A 15,886-nucleotide genomic window follows, 5' to 3' on the forward strand; every position below is an offset into this window, starting at 1 on the left:
ACTTCACATTAAACCCTCTTTCAGAATACTGAAAGAGGGTTTTTATTATCAATTTTTATCCGGTTATTTCGCAGGAACGCTGCTGAAATTCAGGGCTACTTTAATGTTCATGTCTGAAGAGGTTTGATTCTTCAGTTCATAGACTGTTCTTACTGTCAATCCTGAGCTTTTTACAATTTCATCCAGAAATCCTGTATCATTCAGATCCAAATTTAAGCTGGAAGAGTTGGTTGATATATTGGAGCGTGAAGCAATCAATCTTTCTCCTGTTCCGTTGGATGAAACATATATTTTAACCGTTTTGAATGCACTCAGATTTCCTCCTGAAGGGGAAGCCACAGAAATTTTAGCATCTGAAATTCTTACGTCTTTAATCTTTGCATTGTTATTTCCTCCAAACCATGTCTGTACATTGGTAGCTGTTGCAGTGGAAGAAACTTCTTTATCTGCAGGAACACCTGTAGAAATTAAAACATTCGTTGTGTAGGGAAATGTATTCTGAACCAGCGACTGTACGGTTCCGCAACTTACGAGTACAGCTGAAGCGGCCATTGCTGTTAGAACTATATTTTTCATAATTTTAAATTTTTAAACTTCAGAGTTTAGTTTGCAGAAATTGTACCAAATTGATTTGGTCTTACTCCACATTTATGGTAAAATTTCCCTTGGTATTTCCGGAAGCCATATTACTTTTCCCGATAATCAGCCATACTTCGCCTTTTCCCGGAGTATCATAAGTGATTTCTCTTCCGAAAGGTCCATCGTAGTCTCCATTAGGAAGTTTGATCTGATTGAAACGGATATTGAAATCTTTCTCTTTGGTTGAAATTTTTGCTTTGATATTCGGGCGGTCGTAATGCGTCAGTTTTAAAACCAATTCCTGATCATCTTTTTTAAATTCTTCTCCCAATGTAAAAGGAAGCTGGGTAGCATCTGCAGTTCTTATGATCTGCCCTTCTTTTTCAGTTCTCATTACGCCTTTACGCAAAACTTCTTTGGTAGCGGGAGCATTGTTAATAATTGAATCTCTTTTTCTCAATGCTGCAGAATCTGCTTTTACAACGGAATCCGGCATTTCTGTTACAATTGTAGAATCCTTGTCCTGAACTGCTGTCACGGCAGGTTCTTTTTTACATGAAATAATAATCAATGGAATCAACAATAAGCTTTTTTTCATAATAATTAAGTTTAAGAATGTACCAACATATCATTCTGGTGAACTCTATTAAATGCTAAAACTGTTCCAATCCTACTCTACTAAATTATTTTCCGGCTTCAATTCTCTTTCGTTATTTGTTTCAACCCATTTAAATGTAAAATACATAAAATTGAGCATAATTCCCATCAAAACAGTGACACCCCATGTCTTGGTATATTCCAGCGGATAAATAAACCGTACTATAATATCAGAGAACAGACCAAAAGGATTATTGAGCACATCCCAGCTGTTCCATCTCAGAAATCTTCCCAGATAAACTCCAAAACTGCTCATGAAAAGAAAGAATATAATCACTCCATTGATACTGCTTCTCTTACCATACGCAGAAAGGCTTTTTTCAATATCATTAAGACTTATAAAACCACATATCAGACCCGTCCACGCATAGGAAAGAATGACAATCAGATCATACCATACCGGTATTGAATTTCTCGCCCTCAGATGAAAGAGGTCTGTGAGAATATAGGGTGAATTGGGGAAGAACAAAATCCAGACGACAATAATAAAGATCAGTGATATTTTACTTTTGATATTAAAAGCAAGGATAAAAGAGCTTAGTAATAAAGGAATCCATGCCAGAAAAAGATTCCAGTTGAGAAACAAAAACACCTTTGTATCACTTATATAATATCTGAAGGCAGAGAGACTGAAACAGAATACAGTCATCAATATCAGCAGCATATTGATTTTAAACCTTGAAGAGGCAACGAGCTTTTTCATGATCGGCTATTGAATGGTTTGATAGTAAATAATCTGTGAAAGGAATGTTTTGGAGGTTTCTTTTTTCACTTTCGCCTGCAAGGTCTTTTTAAGTTTCTGATCATTTTTTTCTTCTGCATACCTCAACAGGGCTTTTTCGCTGAAATTGATAGAAGTTAAATGGTAGTTGACTGCAAAATCTTTTCTTTGCATGTTCTGGGAAGTAATAAAGCCTCCCCAATTGAAGCAACTGCATACTAAAATGGTTCCATAAAAATACCAAACCATTGTGTTGACAAGGAATATGTTTCTTTTCTTCTTTTGAATTTTAATAAAGGTCAAAGCAAGACCCACTATTGATAAAAGCAGGAAAGCAAAAACGCCCAGTCTTTTATAAGTGAATGCATAATTCACGATGTACTCATAATTTTTAACAGCGGCTGACACGACAAGGATAACATTGAGGAAAATCCAGATTTTGGCTAAGATTTTCAATAATCCTGCTTTCGGATCAAAATTAAATCCTGATTTAAAATAAAACATGATAACCAGAATAGCCATTATGATAGATATGATGACGGCATTCACCCTTTCATGGGTTTCTTCTGAAAGCTGAACGGGTGTTTTTACTGTTTCATAAAACTGTTCGTAATTGTAAGTAATAATAAAGAAGATCAGTAAAATATTCAGCAGAACAAAAGAGATGACTCCACTCATTCTTTCGGCACTGAGATCAAGAAAAGAATAGGTAGCCTTCGGTATCCGGGAATCTTTTTGAAACTCATTATCCAAAAAGTGGTTGTTTTTGTAGATGAGTTTTTCCACAGCGTAGTTCCAGTAATTGAAGGCAATAAAAAAGCCCAATACAAAGAGACAGAATACCTGCCACAGATTAATATCCAGTTCATAATCTGTGAAAAGGGCAGCAAAATGATCACTTCCAGCGGAATAAATTCCAAAGAAAACGGAAACCAGCACCAGCGGAATGACAATGAAAGCGAATGTCTTTTGCCACAATCCGGGAACATTCTTTTTGGGAAGCCATTCATCAAAACTGAAAAAACGGCAGAATGAAGTGCAGCAATTCACAATAAAAACCGGAATCAAAAAGAGAATTTTCAGCCTTCTGTTCTTTGATTTATATCCCAGCAAAAGCAGCGAACTGACCACCGCAATAAAGGAAGGGAAATCTCCATACCACGCAAATGCAATACTGGATAAAATGCTTGTTGCAAAAAGAATATACAGGGTTCTTGTTTTATTTTTCTCCGGAGTCTTAAACAGGGTTAATACGGCATAAATGATTCCCAGAATTCCAAGGTTCAGTCCCATATCCTGATCGTAGAAGACAATGACAAACAGGATGGCGGTAAGAAATATATAGTGATGTGTTTTCATGATATTTAAAGATTGAAAAATTAAAAGATTAAAAGAGTTAGATTTTGAGAACCTCATCGAGCCAGCTAAACTGCGTCAATATATAGAGATACAAGACTGTTATCGGAATATTGACAAGTAAAAGTAAAACTGAATTGCCAGATGCTTTCTGATCTGAAATATCGGTAAGATAGATAATAAGCTCATGCAGAAGAATAAACATATTAATCACAGCGGTAACCAATACATAATAAAAGCCCAGCTCAATAAAAAACTCTGCTCTTATCAACCAAAATGCAGCCAGTAGAAGTGTTCCCAGCAGAAAAGAAATGATGAATGATCTTTTCCCAAACGGACTGAATTTTATTTTCTTCATGGTCATTCGTTTTAATGAAGAACAACGGTTTCTTTCTGTTGAATAAAATCCATTACATGTTCATACTTCTGGCTCAACAACCCCTCAAAATCCCAGTGATAGAAAGCACGCATATTTTGTCCCTTTTTATAGGCTTTGATATAAATTTTCACATATTCAGGCAGAATAATTGTTCCTAATACGATTGCTGCCAAAAGATGTGCATTGAATTTACCATTTCCTAAGAGCAGATACTGCATGGCAATTTCATCCTCGAAGTTGGTTCCACAACCGGTTATCAGGTGGTGTACATCGTGGTTTTCCATTTTGGGAATCATTGAAAACCCATGTTTTCTGTAAAATTCACCAAGTTTTCTCCCCAGAGAATCTTCCTGAAATTCCAGCAGCTGTTTTTCATTGAACTGCCATTGTCTTTTTTTCTTTTTAAAGTATTTTCTGTATAATTTTTGAGTTTTGTCGTACACAAAAAGCAAAAACTGAACGCGTATTTTTTTCATAGTATATTTATTTAATGCAGACTATTAAGTCCTATGGCTGTATAAAGAATTGCAATGGGTATATTGATCAAAAGAATTCCAATAGCTTTCAGACATTCATTCAATCTTGATCTGTATACTAAGCCATAGATCAACAGTCCTAGTATTGCCAGTAAGTTCAAATATGTTCCAAAAATTAGCAGCATATATCCTCCTATTGCAAATTCTTCCATCTTTGTTGTCAGGTATCCAATAAGACACATGCTCCCCAACACCACAAACACTGCAAACAGAGACTTCCCGAGGTATAGAATTTCCTGGCCTTTTACCATTTTTTGATTTATTATTTCTGAATCTTTCATCATTTTTTTAAATAAGTAATCCAACCAATTAATTTCCGGCAAACGGACTTCCAAAAATGCCTACAGCAAGCTCGATCCAGATCAACGCAAGAGCCAGCAAAATGAAAATACTGATCAGGACTTTCTTACTTTGTTTTTTAATTTTATTTCTGACCATGTTGATCAAAAAAGCTGTTGTAAAGAGTAATGCTCCTGCTATCAGAAAATCTGAAGCTGACCAGTTTACTTCTTTAGAAAATAGATTCCCCAGCAATGGAATACACAATAAAACCAATGGCAAGGCATAGATTGTGACTGTTTTTTGTTTTTGTGTTATCATTTTATTTAAAGTTTAAATTATAAAGTACTTTGTAATTCAAAGTTAATTTTCAAAAAAATATAGGACTATCGTCCCAATAATTTTTCAAGAACATCCAAATGTTCGGTAAATGCCTGTCTTCCACTCTGTGTAACACGATAAGAGGTTTTGGGCTTCTTCCCGACAAATTCTTTTTTTACTTCAATATAGCCTGCTTTTTCCAATGCATTACTGTGACTGGCAAGATTTCCATCTGTAATTTCCAATAAAGCCTTCATTTCTGAAAAATCAACCCAGTCGTTGACCATAAGAACGGACATGATGCCCAGTCTTACACGGCTTTCGAATTCTTTATTGAGTTGATTTATTTTGATCATAATTTTTAATTTTTATCCGGAAAACATTGACCTCCAACCGCTCCTCCTCCATATTGAAAAGCTATATCTCTGTTTACCAATATATATTCACAACCGTCATTATATTTACTTCGGTCAGTATTTATTTCTTGAAAAACATTAAAAGAAAACATTCCCAAGCCACTCCTTTTAAAACCTATTTTTAAAGGTTCTCATCTTCTACAGAAATACAGTTTGCTTTATCTAATTTATTTTTTAAAACTGCAACCTGGCTTTTATTCCACCCTGTTAAATCTTTAAACTTTTCTGTAAATAAAACATTAGAATTCAGATTCCAGTCTTGATAAATCACATTGGACGAATCTTTAGATGTTATCCTTAATCTTTCAAATATTTTATCATTTTTAAATTCTATATCTACAGAATAATTTTTAGGTTTGATTTTGTTATAATAATTTATCAGATCTTTAATTTCAGTTTCTTTTGAATAATATTCATCCTTTAATTCAGATACCGAATAACTTTTATCAAAACTCCCAAAGGCACAGCCAATCATTAAAACCGTTACAATAGAACCAATCAAAAATACTCCTCCAATTACAGAAAAAATTATCAGTAGATATTTGAAAAAACTATTCACTTATTATTTATACTTCTTATGCATAATCAATCCATACACAATATGCAAAACTCCAAAACCAATTGCCCAGAATACTAATCCCCAGCCTAGAATAAATAAAGAAATAAGACCTAAAATGATCTCAAAATATCCCAGATATTTCACATCCGTTAAGGTATATCTTTCTGCAGCCACCAGAGCCAATCCATAAAAGATCAGCGTAGCCGGAGCTATGAAAACAAAAAGGTGATGATAAAGAAGAGCCAGACAAAAAATCCCTCCTGCCACTAAGGGAACTGCAAAGGTAATCAAAAGTCGTTTTGTAGTAGCATCCCAGATCTTCAAGCCTTTCTTTTTGCTTTTATTGACGGTAAAAATATAACCACTGAGGATGGCAACAATCAGAATTATGATGCCAATCAGCACAAGCTCTTTCACTAACGCCGGACCGAGAATATTTCTGTCTCCATCAAAATAGCTGATTCCTTCCCTCTGAAAAACAAAATACACATATATAGCCCCAATAATTGCCGTTAATCCGGCAACAACTCCGGATAACCCACTTAAAGAAATGAATCTGGAAGACCGCTCCATCATGGAACGGATATGAGATAAGTCTTCGTGATAGTTTTTTGCTTCCATAAAAAGAACTTTGAATTACAAAGTTATAATTTATTTTGAATCTGCCAATTAATTATTTTAAATTTTATTAATCTTTTTTCATATCCCATTTCGGCAATTCTTAACTTTAAGAAAATATAATTTAATTGACTTACTATGTCAGAAATACCAATAGACTGTCCGCAGGTACAATTGGAGGAAAATATCCCTCTGAGTGATGAGGAAGTAAAAAAAATTGAAGAAGAGCAAAGAAAACTAACCCGCATAATGCCTGCCATCCTGGGTGGCTGTTCACTTTTGGGAATCCTGGTGAACCCTGAATATTATTCTCAATATAAGACCGGAACAAAAGCCGTTGTCATTTATTTAAAGTACAGCAAAACAGCCCTTTCTATCAGAAAATTGTAATTGCTCTGCAGCAACTGATTTTCGTTTTAACAAAAAGAAAACCCCGCCAAAAGCGAGGTTCTCAGAATATATTAAAATTTGTTGTTTTTATAGTGGGTTTTGAACAATCAATGGATTGGCATTAATCTCAGTTCTTGGAATCAGGAATTCCCAACGTAGGTCTGTATTAGCAACGGTCATTACGTTATTGGTAACTACAGAAGAATGGTTCGCTCCTGTTCTATCCAAACCAAGATTCAATCTCTTAAGATCTAAGAACCTGAACCCTTCACCCCAGAATTCCAGCCTTCTGCTGTCAAGAATTTCAGTGATATATGCAGCCCCTGTTGTAGTGGCTCCCGTGTAAGAAATGTTTCTGTTTTTCGCAAATATATTGAAAACAGCTTTAGAACCAGCTTCGTCTCCAGATCTAGCCAAAGCTTCCGCTTCAATAAGATACATTTCTGCAGCTCTCATATAAGGAACATCTACTCTACTGTCTGCCTGACTTGCCGCAAGAAACTTCTGTCCTGTGTATGGGAATTTAGAGTATGTTGAAGGTAAACTTAGTCCAGTATGTGCTCCTGTTGGATCAAAATTCTTAGTCCTAATATCTGTAGATGGGAATGACAGGAATAATTTACTATTAATCGCTTTTGGAGCCTGACGAATATTGGTTGAATTAAAGTTTCTTGACATATACGCCCCAAAATTTGAAAATGTATCTCCTTGATCTGCTATGATTGTAGCTCCCCACATCCACTCACCAACACCTGCCAAATTATTAAAGCCGGCAGTATAAGTAGCATTATCCATCAATGGAAACCCTGCACGAGCCGACTGAGCAGCCGTTATAGCAGCAGCGTAATTCCCTTGTGTCAATGCAATTCTAGCTCTTAATCCTAAAACCACTTTGTCATTGAAATGTGATTTTGTAGCTCTGGTAACTCCTGCAAGTCTCGTCGCTGCTTCATTAAGATCTTTGTTGATCTGGGTATACACCTCTTCAACTGTATTCCTTGCTAAAGGTATTTCATTCGCCACTAGTCTGACTGGAACTCCAAGCTGTGTATTATTAGCACCCGGTACATATCTCTTACCATAAATCTGAACCAACATGTAATAACAGAAAGCTCTGAAGGCATATGCTTCACCAATTGCTGTTTTAATAGTAGCAGCATCTGCGGCAGTTGGTGCAGGAACTGAAGGACCATTCGCAATAACTAAATTTGCATTTCTGATCAACGCATAGTAAAACTGGTAAGGATAAAAATCATTGGATCCACTTTCATTCACCTGGTCCTGCCATCTTACTGTTGATACATACCAGCCGTTTCCTGTAGATGGAAATACAAGATCATCAGCCAAGGCATCCATCATAATCATAATACCTCCCTGACCATTTTGTCCCTGGCTATCATTTTGTCTTGAATACATATCTCTATGCATCCCATTGACAATCGCCATAAGGTTAGCTGCACTTGAATAAGCCGCCTCTTCAGAGGCTGCAGTCGTAGGATCTGTTTCAAGATAATCGCTCTCACACGAAACCATTCCTGTAAAGACTGAAAGGACAACAGCCCATTTTATATATTGTTTTTTGATATTTTTCATTACTTAATTATTTAAAATGACACATTAAATCCTATAGTTACCACTCTCGCCGGAGTATATCTGTTTGATGCAGTACCGTTGGCTGCCTGAGCTGGTTCCAATCCTTTTCTGGCTGTTTTACTCCATAAATTTTCACCAGAAACAAGAATTCTTAATCCTGATACTCCAAGTTGAGATAAAGTTTCCGGAGCAAAGCTATAACTTAATGTAGCCTGTCTGAATGTTATAAAATCTGAGCTCACCAGCCATCTTGATGAATTACCGGCATTTGAACTTGTATATGTTGACGAGTTCAATGCAGGTACATCTGTGATCTGCCCCGGAGTAGTCCATCTATCCAGAATATCTGTACTTAAAGCCCCTCCTTGTGAGTAAGCAGACATTAGTGCGGCATAGTTGGAGTCATAGGTTTTTCCGCCTAACTGATAAGTAAACATTGCTGACAATGACCACTGCTTATAAGTAATCGCTGTTCCAAAACTTCCAAACAAATCAGGAATTGCGGTCCCGGAATAATCATACTTTGCTTTGTTAAAATTGGTCGTCACTTTTTGACCGTTCACGGTTCTGATATCAGCAGCTGTTGTATTAGCAAACGCATCAGCAACCAGAAATAAAGGTGAACCATCCGCCGGATCTACTCCATACCACTGTCTTAACCAATAATCATATATTGAGTGTCCTACAGAAACTTTCTTCGTTCCATTGATGATTTCCGTGATCCCATCAGTAAGTTCTGTAACCTGGTTTTTCAGTGTTGATGCATTCGCATTGATATTCCATGTGAAATTTTGAGTTTTAATAACGTCCGCATTAATACTGAATTCAAATCCACGGTTATACATTGTTCCCACATTTCTACTGATCGTATTATCCGGAACACCTGCAGAAACTGGAAGAGGAACGGGGAAGATCAAATCTTCAGTAACTCTGTTATAGTATTCTACAGATCCTGTAATTCTGTTATTTAAAAAGCCAAAATCAATCCCTACATCAGTTTGCTTATTAGCTTCCCATGTTATGGTAGGATCTGCTAAGAAACCAAATAAGATTCCAGGTTCCTGAGCATTATTATATCCTAAGGTATAAGTACTTTTGTACATATAATAACTGTCTGTTCTGTCGTTTCCAACTTCACCATATGAACCTCTCAATTTCAGTTCACTGATAAGGTTAGAATTACTTAAAAACTCTTCTCCTTTTAATCTCCATCCTGCACCAACAGACCAGAATGAATCCCATCTTACATCTTTGGCAAATCTGGATGAGCCATCCCAACGGATAGATCCTGAAAGTAAATATTTTGATTTGTAATCATAATTCAATCTTGAAAACACCCCTTCTTTTCTATAATTGTCTGTACGGGAAGTAAGTGTTGCAGGCGTTACAAAGTTGATCAACTCATCATTATCGTCAACAATCTGGCCTTTTTTATATCCGTACAGATATTCATACATGAATTTATAGCTTTCATGTCCTAAAAGGAATTCAAAATTATGATCGTTGAATTTTCTTTTATAGTTTAAGAGTTGATTCCAGGTAAAAGTCTGCTCCGTAAAGCTATACTTCTCTGCTGAACCTCCCGGAGCAGCATCTCCGATAATTTTATTTCCATAGGTACTTCTTCTGTTATTTCTGATGTCGTATCCTACATTGGTAGATAAAGTAAGATACGGATCTACTTTGATTTCAGCATAGGCTCTGGAAATGATATAATAGTTTTTAGAAAGATCCTTATTTAAAAGCGTTTCCTGAATAACGTTTCTTCCCGCTGCAGCATCTGCACCTCTGGCACTTCCCGGATCATATACTATGTTCCCTGCACTATCATAAAGGGTTGCAAATGTATTGGGATCATGAGCATAAGGGCTATAAATAGGCCCCATCGTTCTTGTCCATCTGTATGGGTTGATATAAGCGGAATTATTATCCACACCTTCCACGGAATTGTTTCCATTAGAAGATACTCCACTGATACTTGTTCCTAATTTCAACCAGCTTTTAACCTGTGAATCTACTTTCAATCTTGCTGTAAATCTTTCAAAATCTGATTTGATAAGATATCCTGTTTCATTGGTATATCCTACTGAAGAAAAGTACGTCGTTGTATTACTTCCTCCACTGTAATTCAATTCATAATTCTGTCTGAAACCTGTATTCATCAAAGGTTTTTGCCAGTCTAAATCTGTATATTTAAGTTTAGCATCAGGATTTAAAACACCATTAATAACTAATTGATGAGGGTCAACATTAAATACATTCGTTTTTAGAACACCCGGTCCATATTGTGCATTTCCAGTAACCAAAACTATCGAAGCATAATTATTAGCATCTGCGAGCCCTAATCCCGGATTAGATGCAAATCTCCCATTTCTGATAGCTTCCCAGATAAGCGGATAATACTGATAAACATTTATTCTGTCATATTCCGGAATTGATCTTCCTACCGCTCCGGTACTCATACTAAAGTTGAAAGCATCTTTTCCTTTTCTACCTGATTTTGTGGTGATCAAAACAACTCCATTGGCGGCTGCAGAACCATACAACGAGGTAGAGGCAGCATCTTTCAGGATATTGAATGAAGCAATATCATTGGGATTGATAGCAGCAAGAGAACCGGTATATATGGTCCCATCTACTACATATAAAGGATTTGTTGTAATACCATAAGAACCTATTCCACGGATTTGAATACTTGGCGAACTTCCCGGCTGTCCTGTACCGGTACTTACTTTAACCCCGGCACTCGCTCCGTCTAAAGCTTGTCCGATACTCGTTATGGGCCGGTCTGCAAATTGTTTAGCTTTTACTTCGGTATTGGAACCTACCATAGTTTCCCTTTTCTGGCTTCCATAAGCTACCACAACGATCTCATCAATCTTAGTATCCTGCGGTATTGTGTCACGTTTTGTTTTTTGAGCCTCCACCAGATGTCCTCCTACAAAGAACAGCACAGCAGTACTCAATATTAATTTCATTTTCATATTTAACATATTTTAACAGCATGAAAGCAAATATATACAATAAAAACTATTGAAAACGTAAAGAAAATGATATTTTAATTAATTAAATTTAATCAATTTAAAATTTTAATCAAAATTTGACTATTTATTAAAAAAATATGTTAAAATTGAGTTAAATAAGTTTATTAAAAAGAAGAAAATATCGTAAAATAAGTTAAAAACACATCAAATAGAAACCAAAACAACGATTTAATTAACAAAAGAGCATTAAAACACCCAAATAATTAAACCAAATCAATTCTACAAATACTAAAGAATAACTTTTGAATAATGCAATATTGAAATACAAAAGACATAAAAAAATCCGGCGAAACAAATGTTTCGCCGGATCATGTATAGATTAGAATCTTATTATTTTTTTTAATCAAGAAGAAATTTATTTCGCTCTCAACTTTTCTTTAATAGACTGAATATTTTTCTTGGCTGAATCTTCCAGGATAAGACTTGCGCTCATATGAATTCTTGCCGGCATCAATTCGTTGAAGTGGTCTGTTCCCTCCCATGATACTTTTTTAATTAATGCTAAAGCTTCACTGCTTCTTGACGCTAAAGTCTGTAAAAAATTCTCCAGTTTCTCATCCATCTCCTGAATAGAATCTGATACGGAATGATAGACATTATGCTGCTCAGCCCATTCAGCAGATCTGAAGTCTGCATCAATAGCCATCGCAGAGAATTGTGACTTTCCGATCTTTCTCTCTACATAAGGTCCTATTACAAAAGGTCCTATTCCAAGATTGATCTCAGTAAGTGCTAAAGCCGAATCTTTCGTTGCAAAACAATAATCTGCTCCACAAGCAATTCCAACTCCTCCGCCAGTTGTTTTTCCCTGAACTCTTACTACTACGATTTTTCCGCAGTTTCTCATAGCATTCAACACTTTTGCAAAACCACCAAAGAATTGTGTGGAAGCTTCCAGTTCTTCAATAGCTAAAAGCTCATCAAAACTTGCTCCTGCGCAGAAAGCTTTTTCACCTGCACTTTTTACTAAAATAGCTTTCACCTCATCTTTCGCTCCCTCTTCAAGAATGGTTTCTGCCAGTTTTTCTAAAATAGCTCCCGGAAGAGAATTGCTTTTGGGTGTTCCGAAACTGATCTCAGCAATATTATTTTTAATTTCTGATGCTACAAATTCGCTCATTTTTATTTTTATTGGATTCTTACAAAAATACGAAATACAGCTCTTTCAGAGAAACTTAAAGATAATAATTTCTATTATAGATATACCATTTATAAGATTCCCTTTACGTAGAAATACGGAATCTATAATTTGGTATTTTCTACTCTAGCACTCCCTTCTTATTAATCGTTCCTTTGGCTTAGAATAATAACCAAAGGCGGAATCTGAAAAGCCCATAACAGAGTAAGAAATTTAAAACTAAATATCATTATTATGGAAGAGTACATTGGAATTGTAAAATTATTTGCAGGAAATTTCGCACCTAGAGGCTGGATGTTTTGCGACGGAAGCTTAATAAGCATTTCAAGAAATTCGGCCTTATTCTCTATTTTAGGAACAACTTACGGAGGAGATGGTATCAGTACTTTTGCATTACCTAACTTAAAAGGGCGTATGGCCTTAGGAGCAGGAAATGTAAACGCCAACCAGTTCTATCCTTTGGGAGTGGTATCCGGTACTACACAGAATACTCTTTTAACCTCAAATCTTCCTAGCATCGCAGGTGGATTCCAATTGAAAGTAGCTAATAAGAATGCCAACTCATCAACACCTACTGCTACATCATCTATTGCGATCTCAGGAACACAGGTGGGAAGAGATTTCAACGTGGTATCCAGCTTTGTAAATGATTCTAATCCTGATACCGTGATTAACGGACAAAGCATTGCCTTTATAGGACAAAATTTACCGGTGAATAATATGCCTCCTTATCTGGGTTTAAATTATATCATCTGCGTTGAAGGCATTTACCCTCCAAGAGATTAATATTCACAATAACCTAATATTTAAAACAAAAAAAATCATGAAAAGCACTACTTTTTTAACAATTTGTAGTCTGCTCATTTCAATTATCACATTCGGGCAGACCAGTACAGAACAATTTGAAACGGAATCGCACGGAAGTACAAGCTTCACCGACAATGGAGTCATTTTCAATATCATTTCACATGTAAGTGTTTTCGATATTCAAGGAAATTACCCAGGTACAGGCTGGAATGGAACAGCTAATGACAACAGATACATTGACAATTCCAACGATACCCAGTCTCCTCCCTCTTTCAGTATTAAAACAACTTCTAATTTATTTAAAGTAAACCGATTCTGGATGTATCTTTCTGCGTTGAACCTCGATCTCAATGTAGCAGGAACACTAACTGTAACCGGAAAACTAAGCGGAGTCACAAAATTTACCCAAACAAAAACCAGCGGATTTGCGACAAGTTTAGGGAGTACGAACGGATACACCCTGATTGACCTAACTAATTTAAATGGACAAAATTACTCAAACATTGTGATTGATGAGCTGCAGATCACTGCGAACGGGTTATACCGATATGTAGCCATTGATGCTTTCACCTGGGTAAAAGACAGCAATCTGGTATTGGGTACTTCGGAAGCTAAAAGCATTAAAAAAGACTTGACTGTTTATCCTAACCCAACCAACGGGCCTATTTCTATCACAACAGAAAAAGCCAGTGAAGCTAAAATCTACAGTCTGGATGGTAAAACGCTGAAAACAGTACAAACTCAGAAGGGAAATAATGAAATCAATATTTCAGAGCTTCCAAAAGGAGTTTATATTATCAAAACAGCAACAGAATCAACCAAAGTTATTAAAAACTAAATTCAGGAAATTTTATATAGTTCCATATCCCATAAAGATTCTAATTCATGAATGACAAAACCCTTAATATTTTTAAGGGTTTTGTTTTTTCAATGCCAGAATATACTTGTCTATATACAGCTGTTTTTCTTTCGATTTATACTGCTGAATGTATCTGGGATGTTCCAGAACAGTCATGGTATCAAACAGTTTTGCTTCTTTGTTTAGTTTTAAAATAAAGTCAGCATTTTTTTTACCCAGAACAAATACCTCTGATGTATCGAGATTAAGACTGATATGTTTCTTCAAAGATTCGATCATAAAGTCTTTTACAGCTTCAAACAGCTTTTTATCATCATAGTAATTGGCATTAAGCCATCCGTTTTTTGTTTTTCTCACGATAGCCAGCGGAAATGGAGAATTGATATAAATGTCTTTGTAAAAAAGATCTACACCTCCATACTCTTCAATCATATCATACATGAAAACAGAAGAAACTTCATGGGTATGGGCTGATTTCATTTTTATTCCACAAATACTTTCAAGTCTTTTGGTATCGGTAAACGGAACTCCGGTTACCCCTGCTCCATGACGGCTGGGATTGATTCCGATCATAAATTTTCGCTGAGTGGAATCATTATAATACTTGTGATAAAACTTTTGCATCACCATTAATGTTTCAGGATTACCCAGATAGGGATTCAAGACTTCAAAACCTTCAGGAAGGCTTCCTTTATAACTAAGGTTTTCATTGAATTCAATGATGTGGTCTGCAAAAGTTTTATTCATATTTAGTTTTTAAGAAAAATAAAATTGTCAGGTTCACTCTCATCTTCATCTTCATCTTCATCTTCATCACTTAAAGCCAATTCAATATCAATAAACTGAATGTATAAACCACAGATTTCTTCATTGTCATCATAAGCAAAGTAAACAGGATAGCTACCATCGCCAAAACCACTTGCAAACATCGGAATCTGATAACTGGTACCCGGAACCGTCCAATTGATCCAGTCACCTGCTTCCCTCTGATTATTGGGATGTTCTTTATAGCTTTGTGAGAAAAGCTCAGCGAAATAATCATCATAAACATTATCGACAGCTATTCCATCTACAAATTTATCTACAAAAGGAAGTACTTCTTTATCCGTAATACACCCCAAACCTGCATCTACTCCGAAACCAAAAAAATCATCTTCGGTTACCCCCTCCAATTCTTCAATCCCGACTAATGCTTCTCTGTAAATAACAGGCTTTTCTTTGGTAAATTCAACCTTTACAACAGCATACCTGGCCCCCCAATCTTCAGATTTTACCACGGCAATAGTCACAGGAAAATTCCCCTTCGGAGTCTGAATAAAATAAGGTGATTGATTTGCATTTAAAGAAACCAAAGGATCTCTTACCACCACTTTTCCGGAAGGAAGAGAAACATTTCCAATTTCCATCGTCTCTAATTTCTTTCCCAGAATTTCATCAGAAGTAAAATACGCTTCCAGATCTGTAGGACAAACCAGAATATTTTTCACTTCTTCCCATTTTTGTATCCAGTTTTCGTTCATTATTTTTTATTTTATGAATTGATTTCAGGTTTGAAAGTAATGAATAAATCTAAGTGCATCAAACAGGAAAGATGTTTTAACAAAAGATTATAAAATAAAGCCGCAAATCAAGAG

The 15,886-nt window shown here is 35.8% G+C and carries 19 protein-coding genes; 3 read left to right on the forward strand and 16 right to left on the reverse strand.

The window, feature by feature from the left end:
- Positions 1-63: 63 nt before the first annotated feature.
- The 11 genes from ACPF63_RS18305 to ACPF63_RS18355 all read right to left on the reverse strand — a co-directional run bounded on the left by ACPF63_RS18305 (position 64) and on the right by ACPF63_RS18355 (position 6,424).
- Positions 64-576, reverse strand: a complete 513-nt coding sequence (locus ACPF63_RS18305) for a hypothetical protein (RefSeq protein WP_077413722.1) — start codon at positions 574-576, stop codon at positions 64-66.
- 61 nt (positions 577-637) lie between these two features.
- Positions 638-1,177, reverse strand: coding sequence for a hypothetical protein (locus ACPF63_RS18310; RefSeq protein ID WP_426480855.1), 540 nt, complete (start codon positions 1,175-1,177; stop codon positions 638-640).
- A gap of 72 nt (positions 1,178-1,249) precedes the next feature.
- Positions 1,250-1,939 (reverse strand): DUF1361 domain-containing protein, encoded by a 690-nt coding sequence (locus ACPF63_RS18315; protein WP_426480856.1) that lies wholly within the window; start codon positions 1,937-1,939, stop codon positions 1,250-1,252.
- 6 nt (positions 1,940-1,945) lie between these two features.
- Positions 1,946-3,316 carry a DUF4153 domain-containing protein gene (locus tag ACPF63_RS18320; protein ID WP_426480857.1) on the reverse strand — a complete coding sequence of 457 codons (1,371 nt, stop codon included), beginning with the start codon at positions 3,314-3,316 and terminating at the stop codon, positions 1,946-1,948.
- Between the two features lie 37 nt (positions 3,317-3,353).
- Entirely contained in the window at positions 3,354-3,671 is a 318-nt protein-coding gene (locus ACPF63_RS18325; protein WP_426480858.1) for a hypothetical protein, read from the reverse strand.
- Positions 3,672-3,682: 11 nt separating this feature from the next.
- Positions 3,683-4,168: a Coq4 family protein gene (locus ACPF63_RS18330; RefSeq protein ID WP_426480859.1), complete on the reverse strand. Its 486-nt coding sequence runs from the start codon at positions 4,166-4,168 to the stop codon at positions 3,683-3,685.
- An 11-nt stretch (positions 4,169-4,179) separates the two neighbouring features.
- Positions 4,180-4,512 (reverse strand): hypothetical protein, encoded by a 333-nt coding sequence (locus ACPF63_RS18335; RefSeq protein ID WP_077413727.1) that lies wholly within the window; start codon positions 4,510-4,512, stop codon positions 4,180-4,182.
- A 25-nt stretch (positions 4,513-4,537) separates the two neighbouring features.
- Positions 4,538-4,828 carry a hypothetical protein gene (locus ACPF63_RS18340; protein ID WP_426480860.1) on the reverse strand — a complete coding sequence of 97 codons (291 nt, stop codon included), beginning with the start codon at positions 4,826-4,828 and terminating at the stop codon, positions 4,538-4,540.
- A 65-nt stretch (positions 4,829-4,893) separates the two neighbouring features.
- Positions 4,894-5,184, reverse strand: a complete 291-nt coding sequence (locus ACPF63_RS18345) for a winged helix-turn-helix domain-containing protein (RefSeq protein WP_426480861.1) — start codon at positions 5,182-5,184, stop codon at positions 4,894-4,896.
- A 181-nt stretch (positions 5,185-5,365) separates the two neighbouring features.
- Positions 5,366-5,803, reverse strand: coding sequence for a hypothetical protein (locus ACPF63_RS18350; RefSeq protein WP_426480862.1), 438 nt, complete (start codon positions 5,801-5,803; stop codon positions 5,366-5,368).
- Positions 5,804-5,806: 3 nt separating this feature from the next.
- Positions 5,807-6,424, reverse strand: coding sequence for a hypothetical protein (locus tag ACPF63_RS18355; protein ID WP_426480863.1), 618 nt, complete (start codon positions 6,422-6,424; stop codon positions 5,807-5,809).
- A gap of 135 nt (positions 6,425-6,559) precedes the next feature.
- Here ACPF63_RS18355 and ACPF63_RS18360 point away from each other — a divergent pair, with 135 nt between their 5' ends.
- Positions 6,560-6,811, forward strand: coding sequence for a hypothetical protein (locus ACPF63_RS18360; RefSeq protein ID WP_426480864.1), 252 nt, complete (start codon positions 6,560-6,562; stop codon positions 6,809-6,811).
- 87 nt (positions 6,812-6,898) lie between these two features.
- Here ACPF63_RS18360 and ACPF63_RS18365 read toward each other — a convergent pair whose 3' ends face one another.
- The 3 genes from ACPF63_RS18365 to ACPF63_RS18375 all read right to left on the reverse strand — a co-directional run bounded on the left by ACPF63_RS18365 (position 6,899) and on the right by ACPF63_RS18375 (position 12,568).
- Positions 6,899-8,404: a RagB/SusD family nutrient uptake outer membrane protein gene (locus ACPF63_RS18365; RefSeq protein ID WP_077413733.1), complete on the reverse strand. Its 1,506-nt coding sequence runs from the start codon at positions 8,402-8,404 to the stop codon at positions 6,899-6,901.
- Between the two features lie 11 nt (positions 8,405-8,415).
- On the reverse strand, positions 8,416-11,388 hold the full coding sequence (locus tag ACPF63_RS18370) for a SusC/RagA family TonB-linked outer membrane protein (protein ID WP_426480865.1): 2,973 nt from the start codon (positions 11,386-11,388) through the stop codon (positions 8,416-8,418).
- A gap of 415 nt (positions 11,389-11,803) precedes the next feature.
- Entirely contained in the window at positions 11,804-12,568 is a 765-nt protein-coding gene (locus ACPF63_RS18375; RefSeq protein WP_077413734.1) for an enoyl-CoA hydratase/isomerase family protein, read from the reverse strand.
- Between the two features lie 252 nt (positions 12,569-12,820).
- Here ACPF63_RS18375 and ACPF63_RS18380 point away from each other — a divergent pair, with 252 nt between their 5' ends.
- Entirely contained in the window at positions 12,821-13,372 is a 552-nt protein-coding gene (locus ACPF63_RS18380) for a phage tail protein (protein WP_077413735.1), read from the forward strand.
- Between the two features lie 37 nt (positions 13,373-13,409).
- On the forward strand, positions 13,410-14,231 hold the full coding sequence (locus tag ACPF63_RS18385) for a T9SS type A sorting domain-containing protein (protein WP_077413736.1): 822 nt from the start codon (positions 13,410-13,412) through the stop codon (positions 14,229-14,231).
- 72 nt (positions 14,232-14,303) lie between these two features.
- On the opposite strand, the gene ACPF63_RS18390 is transcribed toward ACPF63_RS18385, so the two are convergent.
- Positions 14,304-14,999, reverse strand: a complete 696-nt coding sequence (locus ACPF63_RS18390) for an SMUG2 DNA glycosylase family protein (RefSeq protein WP_426480866.1) — start codon at positions 14,997-14,999, stop codon at positions 14,304-14,306.
- A 2-nt stretch (positions 15,000-15,001) separates the two neighbouring features.
- Complete coding sequence (locus ACPF63_RS18395) at positions 15,002-15,772, reverse strand: DUF4241 domain-containing protein (protein WP_426480867.1); 771 nt, start codon at positions 15,770-15,772, stop codon at positions 15,002-15,004.
- Positions 15,773-15,886: the final 114 nt, after the last annotated feature.

This window comes from Chryseobacterium sp. R2ACT005 (assembly GCF_049949215.1).
Classification (GTDB): domain Bacteria; phylum Bacteroidota; class Bacteroidia; order Flavobacteriales; family Weeksellaceae; genus Chryseobacterium.